The following is an 18,226-nucleotide window of genomic DNA, read 5'->3' on the forward strand; positions in this document are numbered from 1 at the left end:
GTTCTATCTTCACATAAAAAGCCTGGGAAGCTTATCCACCCAGACTTTTGTCCACATTACCTTTCGGAAATATTTTATAATGACTGTGTTTTTCTGTCAATTATTTTTTCGCCTACACATAAATAAATTACAGCGTTCCTGTTCACTCCGTTCGCAGTATCATTACAGCCATTTTTTCAAAACATCACTCAGCTTATTCATATCCAGCGGCTTTGCGATATGTCCGTTCATACCTGTATTTTTTGCCAGCTGTACATCTTCTGCAAAAGCATTGGCAGTCATGGCAACAATTGGCAGTTCTCCTTTTTCACCGGGGAGGCTTCTAATTGCTGCGGTTGCCTGATAACCATTCAGAACAGGCATTTGGATATCCATAAAAATAAGGTCATACCGGTCTTTTGGAGAAACCTCCACTTTTTCAACTGCAATTTTTCCATTTTCGGCTGTCTCAACTTCTGCCCCTGTCATCTGCAGGATTTCCACTGCAATTTCTCTGTTTAACTCATTATCCTCGACCAGCAGAATCCTTTTTCCTGTGTAATCTGCTTCTGACAGATTCTCCAGATAATTCCTTGCTGTTTTTTCTTTTTTGTCAGAAACAAACTGCCGCAGTGTAGCGGTCAGCCTGGAACGGAATAACGGTTTTGCAATAAAAGCATCTACACCTGCTGCCTTTGCATCTTCTTCAATCTCGCTGAACTCATAAGATGTCAGTACAATGATGGTAATCTCCTTCCCTATCCGTTTCCGAATCTGTCTGGCAGTTTCTATGCCATCCATATCCGGCATCTTCCAGTCCAAAATAACAGCAAAGTAATCATTTTTTAACTCATGACGTGCATAGCAGCGCTCAACGGCTTCTCTGCCGGAGAGGACCCATTCGCCTGTAATTCCAATCTCCTTCAATGTCGCAACTGTACTTTCACAGCATGTCTTATCATCATCCACAACCAGAACCGGCAAATTCATCAGATTTTCATCCTTTTCTTTCTCTTTTTCCTGAAGTTCAAGATAAATTGTTACCGTAATTTTAGTTCCCTTGTGTAAGGTGCTGTCCACTTTAATATTACCATTCATCAGATTTACAATATTTCTGCTGATTGCCATTCCCAGACCAGTTCCCTGAACTCTGGTTGTCCGATGGTCATCTGCGCGGCTGAAGGGATCAAACATGATTTTCTGGAATTCCGGCGACATACCGATTCCATTATCCTCAATCGTGAATTCATAGCATCCAAGCTCCGAAAATCCATTTGGCTTTTCCTCTATGGAAAAAGTAATATTCCCGCCATCCGGTGTATACTTGATCGCATTACTCATCAGATTCACAAATACCTGCTGAATCCTCAGACTGTCACCGCAGACATCCTCATGTTCAATATGATTAATGTGTATATCAAAATTATGTTTATGTTCATCAAGCACCGGTCGCGTAAGTGTAATAAGATTATCCACCAACTCTGACAGATTGAAATCTTCCTGTGCCAGTGTCATTTTTCCACTTTCAATACGTGCCATATCCAGCACTTCATTGATCAACCCAAGCAGATGACGGCTTGATTCTGTAATCTTGCTGAGACATTCAATAACTCTGTCCTGACTCTCAATATTTGCTCCGGCGATTGCTGTCAGACCCACAATGGCATTCATCGGTGTTCGGATATCATGGGACATATTGGAAAGGAATTCTGTTTTTGCACGATTTGCATTTTCTGCGGACCGGTAAGCCTCTTTCAGTGCCTGACGGGATTCAATCTCTGCTTTCTTCTCCTGTGTCACATCCATGGATGCCAGCAATACCTTTTCCAGCTTTCCATTCTTCCATTCCAAGGGAATATAAGAAGCGATTTTATAAGTCTTTTCATCCAGGCTGCAATACTCAAACTTATAAATATCATTTTCGCTTTTCAGATTTTCCCGGATATTTTCCGGGGCTATCAGAATATCTATAGCTTCCAACGGTTCCAGTGTCTTATACTTTTCAAGAACCTGCATCTGAAAATCATGATAGAAGCCCAGAGGTTTATATATCATCTGTCCATTCAGATTGTAGAATTCATATCTGTCATTTTCCAGATCACAGACAACAAAACGGTCAACCAGACGCACTATGCTCTGAATCAGCTGCTCCATGGAAGCATTATCCGCTGCCATCTGCAGATGCCGTGCGCTCTCTACCTTTGCCTCCGTAATATCCCGCAGAAAAATCATGGCATATTCTGAATCCTCTATCTCGCCACGTATGATCACATTACGGACCCATCGTTCTTCTCCCTTCAGAGTGATTCGGCACTCCAAAGACAATTCGGTTTCCAGACCCTTCAGTTTTTCCGCAATATAGCCACGATCATAAAAAGCGGATACTGCCTTCTTATCTGTTTCCACAACATAGGAATCCACAAAATGCCGGATCAGTTCATCCCATGTATGACTCTGTTCAAAAACAGTCATCAGGGACGGTTCAACCTTAAAGGTATCAAATGTGTTTGCCTCCAGGTTAACATAATATTCGCACAGATCTGTTTTCGTAAAGGCACGGTGGAAAGCAGCTGACTTTTGTGCCTGCATAATTTCTTTTTTTTCCGCATCAATATTAATAAAAATCCCGGCAATCCTGCTGGCAGAACCATCCAGCCGGCGTATTACTTCTGCTGATGCCCGAAACCACTGGTACTGATGATCCTTCATTCTCATACGGTACTCTACCTGGTATTTTACCTGATTCGTCTTATCCGCAATTGCCGCCTGAAGCTGCATCATTACTCTTTCTTTATCCTGTGGATGCAGAAGATCTGACCAGGATTCCAGTTTATTCGGAAAATCCAGAGTATCATGATAGCCAAGCATTTTTCGGAACTCATGGCTCCAGTTTGCATTCACAATCTCACTGTTTTCGTCACAGTCAAAATACCAGAAGCCGGAACGGATAGCCTCATTGATCAGTGCCAGATTTACATGATCCCAGTTGACCTGTACGGACATAATCCAGATCTGTCTGCCTGCTTCATCTGTCGCATCCTCTTTATAAAGCCGTACATTATTCACTGTACCGTCCGCTGTAAGGATCTGCGCTTCCCCGGCTCCGTGGATCTGCAAAAAACGGTCTCGATCCAATATACTTATATCCTTGCCGTAAAAAAATTTCTTCAATGAGCCTTTTGTCTGCTTCATAAAAGAATCGAACGTATGTCCTATACTATGTAGCAGCAGATTACTCACAGACAGAATAGACAGATTTTGGTCATAATATCCGGTCAACATACCTACCCCGCCATTATTTTCCAGTGTTTTCTGTATTGCCTGTGATAAATCCTGTGTTTGTCCAGGTACCGTCTTGTTTAAAGAATATATTTTATCCTCATAATTTTCCTTATATAACATTTTATAAAAACCCTCACTCTGTTTGATGCGTGTTTGAAAAAGGCTTTCTGCAAAATGTGGCGCGCAGATTGTAGGAATGCTTTTTCAACCACGCTCCAGAACATGCTCCGGCAAGTTCTCGTACATATTTTGGCATATAAAAAGGACACCTGACAAACATCCTGCCAGTGTCCCTGCTACATCTTTTTAAACTCACACATCCATATACATATAGTATAAAAGGTATCGGAATCGCTTCCGTTCTCACGTCTTTTCTATATATGGAAACAGCAGCAACCGGCTGACATGGTCAGACTTTCTGACTTTAGCCCCTTCTGGCTTTGCGTCCCTGCCTTTCAGCAAGTTTGCCTTTAAATAATTCCCATTTTTCATCAAAAATAAAATACCATGAAGTTTCCGGTGCGTCAATAATATTTTGATAGAAAATCTGTGTTTATGAACCATTCGCAAAGTCGAAGATGTCTCGCACAATCGTTACTCTGTCTTTGTCATATTCCCCGAAGTTCTGAATCATGCAGCAGCCACCACCAACAACTACATATAAACGCATCAGCTCCGGATTGTATTCCCTTTCTCTCAGCTTATGAAAGATTTCTCTTGTGTAATCACTGGCAGCCTTACGGATTACAGCCAAATACTTTTCTCCGATGTCTGCTGTCCCGGCACGGATCACCTGTTCAATCTATAGAATATCCAGACGGATGTGGAGTCTAAAAAAAACTTCACGCAACTGACCGCCCGATGACCACACCCTTGTTTCTGCTTCGCTGCGTACAGCTCGGAATCTCCAGCCGGGATCTGGATCTTCTTACGATTGGGATGGTGAACGACATGTACGCAGAAAGCAGCAATGATGAGTACAAAGGCTATGCGCAGATCGCTACGCAGAGGGATTTTGATGCATTTTAGCAAATTTATGTGCCTTATATAATGACAGTGTGTTGACATTAGACACGCATTTGAGTATACTATACTTGAATGGAGGTGTTCTGTATGGCAACAACTAATTTAAATATTCGTACAGAGAAGGCAATCAAGGATCAGGCGGAGGAAATCTTCAATGAGCTTGGTCTGAATATGACAACTGCTGTAAATATGTTCCTGAGAACCGCTATCCGTGAGCATGGTATTCCTTTTGAATTAAAACTGGAAGTACCGAATGATACGACAGCCGCTGCCATTGAGGATGGCAGAAAAATGATGAAGGATCCTTCTGCTCCGCGTTATTCCAGTATGGATGCGCTTAAGGCAGCTCTCGACGTATGAAATACGACATTCAGTTTACCAATCAGTTTAAAAAGGATTTGAAGCTTGCCAAAAAGCAAAATAAAAATCTTGATAAGCTGTTTGAGGTAATCGATATTCTGGCGAATGGCGGTACGCTGGATGCAAAATACAGGGATCATGACCTTACAGGAAACTATAAAGGCACGCGTGAGTGTCACATCGAACCGGACTGGTTGCTCATTTATGAGATTCAGAACAACGTTTTAGTACTCATGCTTTATAGGCTTGGTACGCACTCAGAACTATTCAAAAAATAGATTTAAAAAACAGAATAGCAATTCAGAAAGCATCTATCAGAAATGGTAGGTGCTTTTCTTATGCCCAAATCCAGGAAAGGAGGTGCGCTATGGCGGGAAGTAGAATCAAGGGTATCACGGTCGAGATCGGTGGCGATACTACCAAGCTTCAGAGTGCCTTAAAGGGTGTCAATTCAGAAATCAAGAATACGCAGTCACAACTTAAGAATGTCGAAAAGCTCCTGAAATATGATGCTCTTCAGAGGGAGATCATCGAAACGGAAGAATATCTCAAAAAGCTGTAAGCGCAGGCCAATCAGTCTGCCACTGCTGTGCAGAAGATTGCTACTGCTGGTGAAAACCTGAAGTCTGCAGGCGATAAGGTTTCCTCCACCGGCGAAAAGCTCCTTCCTGCCTCTGCTGCAGTTACAGCTCTTGGCGTTGCTGCTGTAAAAACAGACTCCGATTTTGATTCTTCTATGAGCCAGGTAGCCGCCGTGTCTGGTGCAACCGGAGATGATTTCGATAAGCTCCGTGCAAAGGCTCATGAGATGGGTGCGAAAACCAAGTTCTCAGCATCCGAGGCTGCGGATGCTATGAACTACATGGCGATGGCTGGATGGAAAACCTCCGACATGCTGGATGGTATCGAAGGTATCATGAACCTTGCTGCGGCATCTGGTGAGGACCTCGCCACCACATCGGATATCGTAACCGATGCACTGACTGCATTTGGTCTGACAGCCAAAGATTCTGGGCATTTCGCAGATATCCTTGCAGCGGCAAGCTCTAACGCAAATACAAAGGCAATGGATGATTGGCGACTGCGAAGCCGAAAACATCGACATGATTATCACCAAGTCCATCAGCCGATTTGCCAGAAACACGCTGGACTGCCTGAAATACATCCGCCAGCTGAAGGATAAGAACATTCCCGTCTTCTTTGAAAAGGAAGCCATCAATACAATGGATGCCAAGGGTGAGGTTCTGATTACGATTATGGCTTCCCTTGCGCAGCAGGAATCATAATCCCTCAGTCAGAATGTGAAGCTGGGACTCCAGTTTCGCTACCAGAATGGCCAGGTACAGGTAAATCACAATCACTTCCTCGGCTACACCAAGGATGCAGATGAGAATCTCATCATCGATCCGGAACAGGCAGAGGTGGTAAAGCGCATCTACCGGGAATACCGGGAGGGTATTTTCTACATCCACAAACCAGAATTGTCTTAACACTGTGCTGTTTCTCTTTTCTTCCAACATATGAATCCATACATGTCATTAAGAAAAAATATCAAGAAATTTACAACCACTGGAATATACCCCGGGTCCTTAATTGATGCCAGTATCCATAAGATAATCAGCACGATGTCATTCGATGCATATCCCAAAGCATAATAGGAAGACCGTAACATAGTGAGTGATGCAGCAAAAAAACTTGTTACTACCGAAATGGTACTAAATATCAGATTCGGCGTGTTAAGTTTTTTTAGTAATATATAAAATGCAATTGTCACTGCCACATTGCAAAGAACAAGAACTCCTGCTCCTTTTCTTGTAATTTTTCGTATTTCTACTGTTCCATCACTACTGTTTCTCGCATTTTTCAGCCATGTCACAATCGACCAAACAGACATCGGAAGTGACATAAATAAGTAAGTAAACATCTCTCCCCAGTAGCGAAAACGGTATGATATTATCGCATACTGGATGCAGAAAATCGTCATCAATATCGGTGCCCATACATTTCCCTGTGCGGCAAATATCAGTGAAGTTACACCAATACAAGTTGCAGTAAGTGTCAAAGCATCTACTCTTCCTGCCATAATATTGGACATAACAACAATAGCAATAGACACGAACCAAAGTGCCCATTCTCTTTTGGTCATTCTTTTAAATGGATTATTCATTTTTCTAATTCCCTTCATACGTTGATTTGAGACAACAGGAAATTAGATATATTTTATACCTGTTGTCTCTTAAAATTGGATACCCTTTATATGCTTCTCTTGCGAAGCAATGGCACCCTTCTGCATATGAAGGATTGCATAATTACTTTCGTGAAATTGATAATATCCAAAAAACATAATTTTATCCTCTATAACGCTCTGACAAATCGCGATTCACCGAATTTTCCCTTGCCATCTAATCCACTGCCTCAAATCGTGACATCTAATCCGAGGTTACAACCTGACACACATTTTGCAGTAGATATGTTTCCATATAAAACAACCGAGCTTTTTCAGGAGTTAGGCTTCTATTCCCAACTTCCGAAAAAGCCCGGAAATACGCCGCTTTCTGGCACTTGATTTTATTTTCTTGACATCAAGACTACCGTCTCAACATGCGTTGAGACGTCTGAACTGCTCTCTTTTTTACTCGTTGGTTTGCGAAAATATGTCCAACGTCTCATCAGTTTGTGGAAACATATCAATGGATTACAGCTTCTCCATTGTATGTTTTTGGTACAGTTAACTTCTAGAATAACCTACTTACTTCAACGTATCATTTCAATGATAAATTGTTCTGTTCCCTCTTCCAATTGCCTTACTCCACTTGGAGTAAAACCGTGTCGCAAATAAAAGTGCTGCGCTTTTGTATTCTTCTCAAGAACCCATAGTGAATTACAATTCCTACTTACGGCAAAATCTAATAATTTACCTCCGATTCCCTGATCCACGAAAAACGTATCTACATACAATTCCAAGACTTGCGTTCCCTGAATATGAATGAACCCCTTAACAAAATCATCTTCATATACATAAAATTCCTTAAGTATCTCTGGGTGCTCGATGTATTCTTTTGCCAACGGATAAACTTGTATTTCACCAAATGAAACCATATCATCGTGAAAAATTTCTCTATAGTTCATCCGCTTGGAGAATACTGATATCTCAGCAATTCTCGATGCATCTCTATCTATTGCTCGTCTTATCATGACTAATTCTCCTTTTTGTAATAAACTGAAATTCATCAGCATCTCTGCCTTCCTCTTTTATTCCGCAGGGATTATTTCGCCTCGGTTAGATACGTCCCCCATCGCTGAAACCATCTCTACCAGGCCATTCCATCAACTTCCGATTTAAACAATTCTCCACATATCTAATCCACTGTCTCAAATCGTGACATCTAATCCGGGGTTACAACCTGACACACATTTTGCAGCGGATATGTTTCCATATAAGAAAACCGAGCTTTTTCAAAAGTCTGGCTTCAAATCCAAACCTCCGAAAAAGCTCGGAATCTATGTTTTTTAATTTGTCTACGCCACGCCGGATGCGCTACGGAAGCAAAGCTTCCTACGCTTATCCGCGGCATTCGCCGCATACAGCCCATCGCATAATGGTGCCTTTGTGAGCAAGCTCCCACAGCACCTTATGCTCGGTCTTAACCATTGAAGTCTATGGGAACAAGTCGGTATAAGGCCTTTTCTACCTATACAATGCAAGGCAAGTTTACACTGCTGCCACCTGCCACTGTCTCGACCGTTGAGACAGTGAAGGCCGCTTAACTTCTACACAATCCATCCGTTCAAACCACGGATTTGCCATACACTCGCAGGGAGTTGAGTTGCCTGATTTCACCGTCTCGACCTGATATCTGATCCTTATTTCTTTGCGCTTTCTTCCAACTCCAGCATATACCTATCAAAGTCGGACATGAATAAACTGTCCTGGATCACGCGATATTTTTCAAATTCTGTCTCAGCATGAAGCTTTGCAATTTCTGCGGACACCTTACCCGCATCCTGTAAAATGCCATAATCAAACATTTCAATGAAGCTGTTGAGCCTCTTTTCCCAGTCCTGCATCGTAAGCGGAATATGTCGTAAGGTCATGTTTTCCGCAAAATCCAGGTATGCCGTCACCATACGATTCAGCTGCTTCATTTCATCCTGACTCAGATAATTTTTAGCAACCGTGACATCGCTTTTCTTAATCTTTCCGTCAGGAGCATCTGCCCAGGTGGTTAATCCCATGTGCTCTTTTGTGTGATCCGCTCTTTCCACGATCATCTCCGCCGCCGTATGTCCATGAACGGCATAATGCATTTTATTCTGAACAGTCGCATAGAATCTTCTCGTTGTTGCAGCATTTTTATCATAGTCAATGGCTGTCGCATACAGGTCAGTGATCTTCTGATAGAATTTTCTTTCGCTGGCACGGATCTCTCGGATGCGCTCTAGCTGCTCATCGAAATACTTTTCTGTCAGATACGTTCCGCGCTTCAGCCGCTCATCATCCATGACCCAGCCTTTGATGGTGTAGTCCTTTGCGATCTGGTTTACCCATTTTCGGAACTGTACCGCACGCTCGGAATTGACCTTGAAGCCTACGGCAATGATCATTTGAAGGCTATAGTGCTTGGTATCGCGTGTGACCTGGCGAGAACCTTCGGTTTGAACTATTCGGAAATTCCGAATAGTTGCGGCCTCTTCCAATTCACTATCCGCATATATTTTTTTAATATGTTCATTTATCGTTGGTGAACCAACATCATACAATGTGGCCATCATCTTCTGTGTCAGCCATATATTCTCATCCTCATAGCGCATCTCTATGCTGTCCTGTTGATCACCTACAGAGGCAACATAGGTCAGGTACTCTGCTGCGCTGGAACGGATGGTTATTTCATCTTTTTTCTTTGCCAAATAGAATGCCTCCCTTCTACATATCACTAGATCCAGCCATTCTTTTTAAATTTCTCAATTTGAGCTAATTCTTCCTCAGATGGTTCGCCCGCCTTACCCTCGCTGACCGGAGTGTTTAAATATTCGTTATTCCATCTGTTCATGATTTTGACAACCTCATCAGATACACGAATATCACGTTTCGTGATGGATTCCAGGTTCCAATCCATTACATCAGAGGTTCCCATTGCCTTAGTAATTACAATTTTGGAAGCTATGTACTCTTTTTTCTTCTTGCCAAAATATCCATTACCAGCGACAATGTTCAGCTTCTTTTCGAATGGGAGCTTATTGCCTATATGCTCAATTTTCTCTTTGATGGTTGCGTCTGGCTCATCCGGAAAATAATTCGTCTGCCACTTCTGTGGAAAGATATGCTCTATCTCCCACTTAGCCGGAAGCAAATCATCCTGATGTTCATACGCAAGCGTCTTCAGAAGCATACGCACTACATTACGATTCGGATTCTGGATATATGGCTCCAGCTGTGTCATATCGACAGTCTTAAATTCAAACGTAGGTATATCCGATGCTACAATTGCAGAATTCAGCTTCAGAATATCCGGCTTTACAGCATTGATTGTCGGTATCATCAAGTATTTTGTCATCAGCTCCATGAGCAGCTTATTCAAGAACCGAGCAAATCGTGTTTCAAAATTTTCTTCATTCCTGTAGCAAACATAGTAAATAACAACCGGGTATTTCCAGTACTCGTTCGGATATGAAGTCAGAATATCCAGTGTCTGCCTAATTTTAATATTCTTGGACCAGGCTTCATCTTCAAGTTCCTCTCCTTTGTTTACAACCTTCCACAGATTCAGGATAACAAAAAGAGTATCCAACAATTCAGGCTTATACAAGCGTTCAAACTTATTAACCGCATAATACTTCCTGACACCAGGAGTAGTCGTCTTCGTATCCTTATCCAGTGCTCGATAATAAAACATATTGTAGTAGAACAGCTGCTGGATGCTTTCATTAGCATCTGTAGACTGCTCATCTAAATCTTTCCAGCGGTCAATAAATGCCTTCTTATCATCCGGCGCAAGCTGGTTGTAAATCTTTGCCTTAAAAATATCTGCGTCCGACAGAGGAAGACCTCTATCATTTAACGTTGAGAAAATAGTCAACGCAGTATCCTGGGTGTCTGCTGTGATAGGAAGCAGAATAGCCTGGTTCAAGAGCGCATAGATAAACTGATATACCATCAATGGATTCTCTGTGGAATGCTTATCAAACAACTCTTGAAAATGGCGATAATTCTTTGAATAGTTATCTTTCGCATCCTCATCCGCTTTTCCGGTTTCCAAGATTGATCGCAGAATTTCATTTCCTTCGTTATTCACAACACGTGAGGTCAAAAGGATATTTTTGAAATCCACCGTTCCAGTAAGTTTATTGGTTCTCCAGATAGTAGGCTCAATCTTTCCAATAAAGTTATTGGCCTCTGCCGTTCTCTCTGATGCAGGCGTAGCAACAAGCTTCGTATAAATTGCACGTAGCAGCAGAAACAAAGACGTAATACGCTGCTGTCCATCAATTATTTCCTGCTCACCATCTTCATTTTCGTAGGAAACCACACTTCCGAGGAAGTAGGAACTCTCTCTTTCTGTACCGCCACTTGTAGCAGTAAAATCCCATAAATCCTCAAAAAGTGTTTCTACCTGTTCATCCGTCCAAGCATATGGTCGCTGGTACTCAGGAATGACAAACGGTTTTGATTTTCCGCTACCCAGGAGCGCTTCCACGCTTTGTTTATTTACTTCTATCGTTGTTGGCATGTTTACGCCCTCCTCTAATTATCAAAGAAAGTATGTAAATCAATTATTTCGTAATCTTTTGAAAGCCGCACGGGATAACTCTTTCCAGCCTCTATAGTCTCATTTGGAAGAACTATTCTATACTCCTGTTCTTGCTCAAAAAATACATCTTTGCAGAATAAAACTCTAAATGCATAATCCGCATAAAAAGTATATCTTATTCCTCCGTCTACTTTTTCTGGAGATGCATCTTGCATCAAATATTTCATATACTCCATGTCCATAGCTATTTCACCATCGGTGGTTTCGTAACCTTTATCTATATGAAAATAATTGACTTTTTCAGCCTTAATCTCAGTACCGATACTTCTTTTAACATCTTCAATAAATTCCTCAGGATTCGGAATTACTGCAACAGCATCAGCATTAGGGAAGTGTTCCCTAATAGTCTGTTTTTTATCATCTGAAAGATTGATGATTGAAGCTCCAGTAATATCGACTTTGCAATCGTCTTCATAAACAGCAAACATACAAAAAACTGGCATTTTCTCTGCTGGTTCTATTCTCACCAAGCCATTTGCTTTTCCACATTTTGCAATTACCTCTTTGGTATCTGGATGCTGCATTATCATTTTTTGAGCAAACATTCTAGTACCAGCTTCAAGAATATCTCCTTGTCCTTTGATTTTCAGTTTATCTTCAATCCCCCAGAAAGTAATTGCATTTGAACAATATATATTTCCACTTACTAGACTTTCCAAATGTTCTCTCTTTCCAAATTTCAACAGGTATTTAATATCTGCCACTCATTCATTCCTCCTTGCCATCTAATCCACTGCCTACAAACACCCCAAATGGTCGAATTGCCGGATTGGTTGTCATCCGTTTTCATTTTCCCAAAATCATCCCCAAATGCCTGACATCTAATCCACTGTCTCAAATTGTGACATCTAATCCGATGTTACAACCTGACACAGATTTCGCGGTAGATATGTTTCCATATAAAACAACCGAGCTTTTTCAAGAGTTAGGCTTCTATTCCTAACTTCCGAAAAAGCCCGGAAATACGCCGCTTTCTGGCACTTATTTATCTTTCCTTGACATCAAGACTACCGTCTCGACATGCACCGTCTCGCAAAACTGATCCACGCTGCAGCTGCGCTGAACCTCATAACCAGCTGCCAGAAATGCTGGTAAATCTCTTGCAAGACTTGTTGGTTTGCAGGAGATATAGACGATGTTTTCTACTCCATATGCCAGGATCTTCGGCAGCGCTTTGGGGTGGATTCCATCGCGAGGGGGATCCAGAATGATCATATCTGGTTTTTCAGTAAGATCGTCCAGGACTTTCAGGACGTCACCTGCGATGAAACGGCAATTGGTGAGACCATTTAAGGCGGCATTTACTTTTGCAGCTTCCACAGCTTCCTCAACAATTTCCACGCCGATAACCTCTTTCGCAACAGAAGCAAGAAGCTGGGCAATAGTTCCAGTACCGCTGTAGAGATCAAATACTTCTTTGTCCTTGGTGTCACCAATGTAATCACGCACAATAGAGTACAATACTTCGGCTGCCAGTGAGTTTGGCTGGAAGAAGGAAAATGTACTAATCTTAAATCGCAGACCCAGCAACGTTTCATAGAAGTAATCCTGTCCATAAAGCAATCTGGTTTCATCGCTCTGCACCACATCAGACAGAGAATCATTGATAATGTGCATAATTCCCACGATTTTTCCCTCCAGCGGAAGAGCCAGAAGCCTTGATACCAGCGGCGCATAGTCGTACTCTGCCTGGCTTGTGGTGATCACATGTACCAGAATTTCACCAGAGGTCACACCGCGGCGCAGAAGCAAGTGGCGCAGATAACCAGTATGCTGCATTTTCTTATAATGCACAGCCCCAAGCTCTGTAAAAAAGTCCAGCACACTGGAAAGGATCGCTGTCATATCCGGATGCACCAGCTTGCAGTCAGAAGCTGTCAGTACGTCGTAAGTGCTGCCTTTCTTGTGCAAACCAAGAGAAAGAGGACCATCTTTATATTCATCTCCAAAGGAAAATTCCATCTTATTACGGTAACCAAATTCAATAGGACTTCCGTGGATTCCTTCCCAGTGAAGGTCTGTACCAATACCTACTGCCTCCTGGAGAAGTCCTTTCACCTGAGTTTCCTTCATTTTTAACTGTTCTTCGTAGGACATTGTCTGGTACATGCAGCCACCACATGCTGGAAAATTCTTACATACAGGCTCTCTTACCTCAAGGGGAGATTTCTCCAGAACCTCCAAAAGTCTGCCTTCTGCCCTACCCGAGCGCTTCTTATTGATCATAAAGCGAACCTTCTGACCTGGAATTCCATTTTTTACAATTACTTTTTCTCCATCTATGTTCACATATCCCTTGTTGGGGAAATCAACTTTCTCGATAATTCCTTCGTAAATCTCTCCTTTTTTCATAAATCCTCCATAAAATAATTATATATAGATCGTAACTATTCCGCAGCTGTCTTTTATATATAATGCTGTCGCCAATAGATTACTGTTCACTGGTAACGTTCCGCGAGGTGTTTTTTTGAACAAAGTTCACAGAACCCCCGAAAATTGCGGCGCGAAATCATGTGAATGCATGATTTCTATGCATCGCGAAGCGTATTACTATGAAGATACAGAACAATTACCTTAAATCAAAAATAAGGTATACGGGGGAGCATAACTGCTATATGCCCGTATACCTTTTCATTTAATATGCACTCACTTATAAAAAATCCCCGAAATTATCCACATCCAAACCAGATTTGTATTCCAAAAATTGTGGACGACCGTGGATATCCGCTAAACGCCTTACTTATTTCTCCTCATCCTCGAAATAATCGTCATAATCATCATCAAAGTCTTCCTCGAAGTCTTCAAGATAATCCGGTGCGAAGAAGCGATATACTGCAAATGCAATTCCTGCAACAGCAGCTACAGCGCCAATGATAGCCAGTACCCAGAGGACTGTATTCTTCTGCTTCTCATCTTCTTTTTTCTTAAGTAATGATAATAATTCCTCGAGCTTATCCATTTTAATGTTCATGTGATACCATCCTCTCTTTCAAAGTACTCATTAGGTTTATTTATTATACCACTTTTGCAATTATTTTACCATAGTTAATATATTAATTTTAAATTTTTCCAAACCCAATTTCCAATCAAATTTTCTTCAGCTTGGCAAAGCTTGCGAACATCTTCTTCACACCAACCTTATCAAACTCCACTGTAACCTCATAATCACGACCGCCTTCCACGATTTCTTTCACAATTCCAACGCCAAATTTAATATGGCGAACCGTATCTCCCACCTCATAATCCAGCGAATTGGCTTTTGTTACTTTAAATTCTCTTGGCTTGTAATTTCTGCCCTGGAGAATTTCTTTCATCTTGGAGTATTTCGCCGGTGTTGGGATTAGTTCCTCCACTTTCGGCTTCTTCTCCTGAATAGTGTGTCCCAGATCTACCAGTTCTCTTGGAATCTCTCTCACAAACCTGGAAACCCTGTTATACTGAGTCTCTCCACGGATCATCCTCTGCTGGGCGCAAGTCAAAGTAAGGTCTTTCATTGCACGGGTAATTCCCACGTAACAAAGTCTTCTCTCTTCTTCCATCTCCCCGTCATCGCCATAGCTGATGGTCATATGACTAGGGAAAATGCCGTCTTCCATTCCTACCATAAACACCTTCGGAAACTCCAGACCCTTGGCACTATGTAAAGTCATAAGGAGCACATAATCCTGATCCGGATCTACAGTATCAATATCTGCTACCAGAGCCACCTCTTCCAGAAAGCCTGAAAGCGTAGCCGACTGATTCTGCTCCTCCATAGCCTCCTGATAAGCTACAGTCTTGGAAATCAACTCATCAATATTCTCAATTCTTGCTCTCGATTCTTCTGTATCCTCAGCTTCCAGCTCTGCCACATAACCTGTGGAATCAATTACCTCCTGCAGGATTTCCTCCACAGTCATCACATCTGCCTTGCTTTTCAGCATCTGTATAAAAGTTACAAAGCCATCGATCTTTGACAAGCTTCTTCCAATAGAAGGAACCTCTTCAGCCACGCGCAATGCCTCATACAGACTGATTCCCATATTGTCCGCATAATCCTGAACACGTCCAAGTGTCGTTGCACCGATTCCACGCTTTGGCACATTTATGATTCTCTGCACAGCAAGATCATCTCTGGCATTATTAATCGTTTTCAGATAACAGAGAAGATCCTTGATTTCCTTACGTGCATAGAAATTAACGCCTCCTACCAGTTTATATGGAATATTGGCTGCAATAAATTTCTCCTCGAAAATACGAGACTGGGCATTGGTACGATAAAGAATAGCGCAATCACGGTAGTTCCCAAGACCGTTTCTTTTTAACTTGCCGATTTCTCCTGCCACATACTCTGCCTCCTCATAAGCATTCAAAAACTGGCGAAAATGCACCTTGCTGCCTTCTTCGTTCTCTGTCCACAGGGTTTTTGCCTTACGCTCAGTATTATTCGCGATCACCTGGTTCGCTGCATTCAGAATATTCCTGGTAGAGCGGTAGTTCTGCTCCAGACGGATTACCCTGGCATCTGGAAAAACATGCTCAAATCCAAGAATATTTCCAATATTAGCCCCACGGAATTTATAAATGGACTGGTCATCATCACCTACCACACAAAGATTCTGATACCGCTGGGCCAGAAGACTGATAAACTTAAACTGTGCAGTATTGGTATCCTGATACTCATCCACCATAATGTATTTAAACCGCTCCTGATAGTACTCCAGCACTGCACCGCATTTTTCAAAAAGCTCCACCGTCTTTACGATCAGATCATCAAAGTCCAGTGCATTATTCTTGCGAAGAGCAGCCTGGTATTCACGGTAAACAGAAGCCACTTTCTTCATATTGTAATCTCCGGCAGCTTTCATCTCCATATCATCTGGTGTAAGCAGCTCGTCCTTGGCATGGGAAATCTGGGCAAGAAGGGAACGCTCTTTATAAATCTTGGTGTCAATGTTCATCTTCCTGCACACATCTTTCATAAGAGACTTCTGGTCATCTGTATCATAGATTGTAAAATTCGTGTCATATCCCAGATTATCAATATGTCTCCGAAGGATTCTTACGCAGGCTGAGTGGAAAGTAGACACCCAGATACTCTCAGAACCAAAGCCCACCAGCTTATCCACACGCTCTCTCATCTCCTGAGCAGCCTTATTGGTAAAAGTAATAGCCAGAATATTCCACGGATTTACTCCCTTTTCATCCATCAGATAGGCAATCCTGTGTGTCAGCACTCTTGTCTTGCCGGAACCAGCTCCCGCCAGGATCAGGACTGGTCCCTCTGTCTGTGCTACCGCCTCGCGCTGAGGGGGATTTAATGTATCATATATGCTCATTTATGTTCTCCTTTTTTCGCTAAAGCATGTTTGAAAAAAGCTTTCTGCAGGATGTGCGCCACAATTTGTAGGAGTTTCCGCCCTGATGAGGGCGTCACAGCGGACTGCGACAACTGAATTCGGACGAAATATACCGTCAAATGGGGCATGCAGATTGCGGGAATGATTTTTCAAATAGTTAAATCTCATTATACATGAAATCCTTATCTCCCACAACCCCGAACGTGCAGAAAATCCAAACATAGATTCGGGTTTTTACTGTTTACCAGTAACATTCCGCGAGGTGTTTTTTGTAAACAAAGTTCTGGTTTTTTTCTGTTTTTCACAAGATCTGAAAAAAACAGTTTACAAGTAGTTTTAAAAACTATATAATAAGGAGCAGAGGTGATAAAAATGACAGCTGATGATAAATCCATATTAAAGAGCATTCTGGAGCACATTTCCGGAATGGATTATATAAAACCAGAAGATCTTCCAAACATCGACCTGTACATGGATCAGGTCACCACGTTTATGGAGGATCAGCTTGCGTCCACAAAGCGTCACGATGATGACAAGATCCTGACAAAGACCATGATCAATAACTACGCCAAGAATAACCTGCTCCCTTCCCCTGAGAAGAAGCGCTATTCCAAAGATCATCTGCTCATGCTGATCTTCATTTATTATTTTAAGAATATTCTGTCCATCACAGACATCCAGAAGCTTCTCGGTCCCATCACAGCGAAATACTTTAAAGGTGAGCCAGGCAAGGACATGACCTATGTATATAATGAAGTTTTTGGAATGGAGAACCGCAAGATTGACCAGTTGATCAAGAATCTTCTGAAGGATTACCGTTTCTCCAGCGCCACTTTCCAGGATGCAGATGAGGAAGATCAGGAATTTCTGAAGCGATTCAGTTTTATCTGTCTCATGAGCTTTGATGTCTACATTAAGAAGATGATCATTGAGAAAATGATCGATGACATTTCCCCATCTGAGCCCAGGGACAAACATAAGAAGAATAAAGACAAATAACAGTACAAAACCCGCGAAATTATCTCATAGCACAATTTCGCGGGTTTTCTTTCGTATATTCTATTCTATTTCGGATTCAGATCCTCTGACGCTTATTCGTCCTTCTGATCCAGAGAACGGTTCTGCTCTTTTTTCTCTTCCATTCTCTTAAATACCATATCATAACCGTCATTGCCATAATTCAGAGAACGGTTTACACGGCTGATCGTGGCTGTGGAAGCACCGGTCTTCTCAGAAATGTCAAGGTAAGTTCTCTTATCCATCAGCATTTTGGCCACTTCAAATCTCTGAGATAAAGAAAGAAGTTCGTTAATGGTACACACATCCTCAAAGAAAGTGTAGCACTCTTCCTTATCCTTCAGACAAAGTATGGCCTCAAAAAGATGGTCAACTGCCTCAGTTCTGATATTTTTACTCATTTCGCTACTCCTT

At 42.0% G+C, this 18,226-nt stretch carries 16 protein-coding genes, 3 pseudogenes and 1 riboswitch; of the genes and pseudogenes, 7 read left to right on the plus strand and 12 right to left on the minus strand.

Annotated features, from left to right (window positions below; genetic code table 11):
• Positions 1-162 precede the first annotated feature (162 nt).
• Positions 163-3,381, minus strand: a complete 3,219-nt coding sequence (locus tag AB5618_RS02960; protein WP_173716617.1) for a response regulator — start codon at positions 3,379-3,381, stop codon at positions 163-165.
• Positions 3,382-3,436: 55 nt separating this feature from the next.
• Here AB5618_RS02960 and AB5618_RS02965 point away from each other — a divergent pair.
• Positions 3,437-3,571 (plus strand): annotated as a pseudogene (locus AB5618_RS02965) (DUF6783 domain-containing protein); the annotation flags it as partial.
• A gap of 78 nt (positions 3,572-3,649) precedes the next feature.
• Positions 3,650-3,740: riboswitch (cyclic di-GMP riboswitch) on the minus strand.
• 74 nt (positions 3,741-3,814) lie between these two features.
• Here the strand turns inward: AB5618_RS02965 and AB5618_RS02970 are convergent.
• Complete coding sequence (locus AB5618_RS02970; protein WP_226815622.1) at positions 3,815-4,015, minus strand: hypothetical protein; 201 nt, start codon at positions 4,013-4,015, stop codon at positions 3,815-3,817.
• 107 nt (positions 4,016-4,122) lie between these two features.
• Here AB5618_RS02970 and AB5618_RS02975 point away from each other — a divergent pair, with 107 nt between their 5' ends.
• The 5 genes and pseudogenes from AB5618_RS02975 to AB5618_RS02995 form a co-directional block, all read left to right on the plus strand.
• Positions 4,123-4,290 carry a hypothetical protein gene (locus AB5618_RS02975; RefSeq protein WP_173716616.1) on the plus strand — a complete coding sequence of 56 codons (168 nt, stop codon included), beginning with the start codon at positions 4,123-4,125 and terminating at the stop codon, positions 4,288-4,290.
• 84 nt (positions 4,291-4,374) lie between these two features.
• Positions 4,375-4,647: a type II toxin-antitoxin system RelB/DinJ family antitoxin gene (locus tag AB5618_RS02980; RefSeq protein ID WP_118578232.1), complete on the plus strand. Its 273-nt coding sequence runs from the start codon at positions 4,375-4,377 to the stop codon at positions 4,645-4,647.
• The gene (locus AB5618_RS02985) at positions 4,644-4,925 is read left to right on the plus strand and encodes a type II toxin-antitoxin system YafQ family toxin (RefSeq protein WP_148461153.1); all 282 of its coding nucleotides are present in this window, start codon (positions 4,644-4,646) and stop codon (positions 4,923-4,925) included. The genes AB5618_RS02980 and AB5618_RS02985 overlap by 4 nt, the downstream gene beginning before the upstream one ends.
• Positions 4,926-5,014: 89 nt before the next feature.
• Positions 5,015-5,707: pseudogene (locus AB5618_RS02990) on the plus strand (phage tail tape measure protein); the annotation flags it as partial.
• 34 nt (positions 5,708-5,741) lie between these two features.
• Positions 5,742-6,104, plus strand: a pseudogene (locus AB5618_RS02995) (recombinase family protein); the annotation flags it as partial.
• A gap of 29 nt (positions 6,105-6,133) precedes the next feature.
• Here the strand turns inward: AB5618_RS02995 and pnuC are convergent.
• The 9 genes from pnuC to AB5618_RS03040 all read right to left on the minus strand — a co-directional run bounded on the left by pnuC (position 6,134) and on the right by AB5618_RS03040 (position 17,017).
• Positions 6,134-6,814, minus strand: a complete 681-nt coding sequence (gene pnuC, locus AB5618_RS03000) for a nicotinamide riboside transporter PnuC (RefSeq protein ID WP_148461152.1) — start codon at positions 6,812-6,814, stop codon at positions 6,134-6,136.
• 587 nt (positions 6,815-7,401) lie between these two features.
• Complete coding sequence (locus AB5618_RS03005) at positions 7,402-7,842, minus strand: GNAT family N-acetyltransferase (RefSeq protein ID WP_148461151.1); 441 nt, start codon at positions 7,840-7,842, stop codon at positions 7,402-7,404.
• Positions 7,843-8,511: 669 nt separating this feature from the next.
• Positions 8,512-9,555, minus strand: coding sequence for a virulence RhuM family protein (locus AB5618_RS03010; RefSeq protein WP_148461150.1), 1,044 nt, complete (start codon positions 9,553-9,555; stop codon positions 8,512-8,514).
• A gap of 26 nt (positions 9,556-9,581) precedes the next feature.
• On the minus strand, positions 9,582-11,375 hold the full coding sequence (locus AB5618_RS03015; protein ID WP_148461149.1) for a DUF262 domain-containing protein: 1,794 nt from the start codon (positions 11,373-11,375) through the stop codon (positions 9,582-9,584).
• Positions 11,376-11,389: 14 nt separating this feature from the next.
• Positions 11,390-12,160: a hypothetical protein gene (locus AB5618_RS03020; RefSeq protein ID WP_148461148.1), complete on the minus strand. Its 771-nt coding sequence runs from the start codon at positions 12,158-12,160 to the stop codon at positions 11,390-11,392.
• A gap of 277 nt (positions 12,161-12,437) precedes the next feature.
• Positions 12,438-13,808, minus strand: a complete 1,371-nt coding sequence (gene rlmD / locus AB5618_RS03025; RefSeq protein WP_368366473.1) for a 23S rRNA (uracil(1939)-C(5))-methyltransferase RlmD — start codon at positions 13,806-13,808, stop codon at positions 12,438-12,440.
• Between the two features lie 388 nt (positions 13,809-14,196).
• Positions 14,197-14,427 carry a hypothetical protein gene (locus AB5618_RS03030; protein WP_173716615.1) on the minus strand — a complete coding sequence of 77 codons (231 nt, stop codon included), beginning with the start codon at positions 14,425-14,427 and terminating at the stop codon, positions 14,197-14,199.
• A 115-nt stretch (positions 14,428-14,542) separates the two neighbouring features.
• A complete protein-coding gene (gene pcrA / locus AB5618_RS03035) occupies positions 14,543-16,774 on the minus strand; it encodes a DNA helicase PcrA (protein WP_118578217.1) in 2,232 nt (743 codons plus the stop codon).
• Complete coding sequence (locus AB5618_RS03040; RefSeq protein ID WP_368366474.1) at positions 16,775-17,017, minus strand: DUF6783 domain-containing protein; 243 nt, start codon at positions 17,015-17,017, stop codon at positions 16,775-16,777.
• 150 nt (positions 17,018-17,167) lie between these two features.
• Between AB5618_RS03040 and AB5618_RS03045 the strand changes: the two genes are divergently transcribed.
• Positions 17,168-17,794, plus strand: coding sequence for a DUF1836 domain-containing protein (locus AB5618_RS03045; protein WP_118578215.1), 627 nt, complete (start codon positions 17,168-17,170; stop codon positions 17,792-17,794).
• A 92-nt stretch (positions 17,795-17,886) separates the two neighbouring features.
• Here the strand turns inward: AB5618_RS03045 and AB5618_RS03050 are convergent, their stop codons facing one another.
• The gene (locus tag AB5618_RS03050; RefSeq protein ID WP_118578214.1) at positions 17,887-18,213 is read right to left on the minus strand and encodes a YerC/YecD family TrpR-related protein; all 327 of its coding nucleotides are present in this window, start codon (positions 18,211-18,213) and stop codon (positions 17,887-17,889) included.
• Positions 18,214-18,226 lie beyond the last annotated feature (13 nt).

It is taken from the genome of Ruminococcus sp. J1101004sp1_RTP21198st1_B9_RTP21198_201120 (genome assembly GCF_040924245.1).
Classification (GTDB): Bacteria; Bacillota; Clostridia; order Lachnospirales; family Lachnospiraceae; genus Blautia_A; species Blautia_A faecis.

Bases quoted from the DNA above. Each gene is read 5' to 3' on its own strand.
- AB5618_RS02960 (WP_173716617.1), bottom strand. From the start codon at position 3,381: ATGTTATATAAGGAAAATTATGAGGATAAAATATATTCTTTAAACAAG.
- AB5618_RS02975 (WP_173716616.1), top strand. From the start codon at position 4,123: ATGACCACACCCTTGTTTCTGCTTCGCTGCGTACAGCTCGGAATCTCC.
- AB5618_RS02980 (WP_118578232.1), top strand. From the start codon at position 4,375: ATGGCAACAACTAATTTAAATATTCGTACAGAGAAGGCAATCAAGGAT.
- AB5618_RS02985 (WP_148461153.1), top strand. From the start codon at position 4,644: ATGAAATACGACATTCAGTTTACCAATCAGTTTAAAAAGGATTTGAAG.
- pnuC (WP_148461152.1), bottom strand. From the start codon at position 6,814: ATGAATAATCCATTTAAAAGAATGACCAAAAGAGAATGGGCACTTTGG.
- AB5618_RS03005 (WP_148461151.1), bottom strand. From the start codon at position 7,842: ATGATAAGACGAGCAATAGATAGAGATGCATCGAGAATTGCTGAGATA.
- AB5618_RS03015 (WP_148461149.1), bottom strand. From the start codon at position 11,375: ATGCCAACAACGATAGAAGTAAATAAACAAAGCGTGGAAGCGCTCCTG.
- rlmD (WP_368366473.1), bottom strand. From the start codon at position 13,808: ATGAAAAAAGGAGAGATTTACGAAGGAATTATCGAGAAAGTTGATTTC.
- AB5618_RS03030 (WP_173716615.1), bottom strand. From the start codon at position 14,427: ATGAACATTAAAATGGATAAGCTCGAGGAATTATTATCATTACTTAAG.
- pcrA (WP_118578217.1), bottom strand. From the start codon at position 16,774: ATGAGCATATATGATACATTAAATCCCCCTCAGCGCGAGGCGGTAGCA.
- AB5618_RS03040 (WP_368366474.1), bottom strand. From the start codon at position 17,017: ATGTTTGGATTTTCTGCACGTTCGGGGTTGTGGGAGATAAGGATTTCA.
- AB5618_RS03045 (WP_118578215.1), top strand. From the start codon at position 17,168: ATGACAGCTGATGATAAATCCATATTAAAGAGCATTCTGGAGCACATT.
- AB5618_RS03050 (WP_118578214.1), bottom strand. From the start codon at position 18,213: ATGAGTAAAAATATCAGAACTGAGGCAGTTGACCATCTTTTTGAGGCC.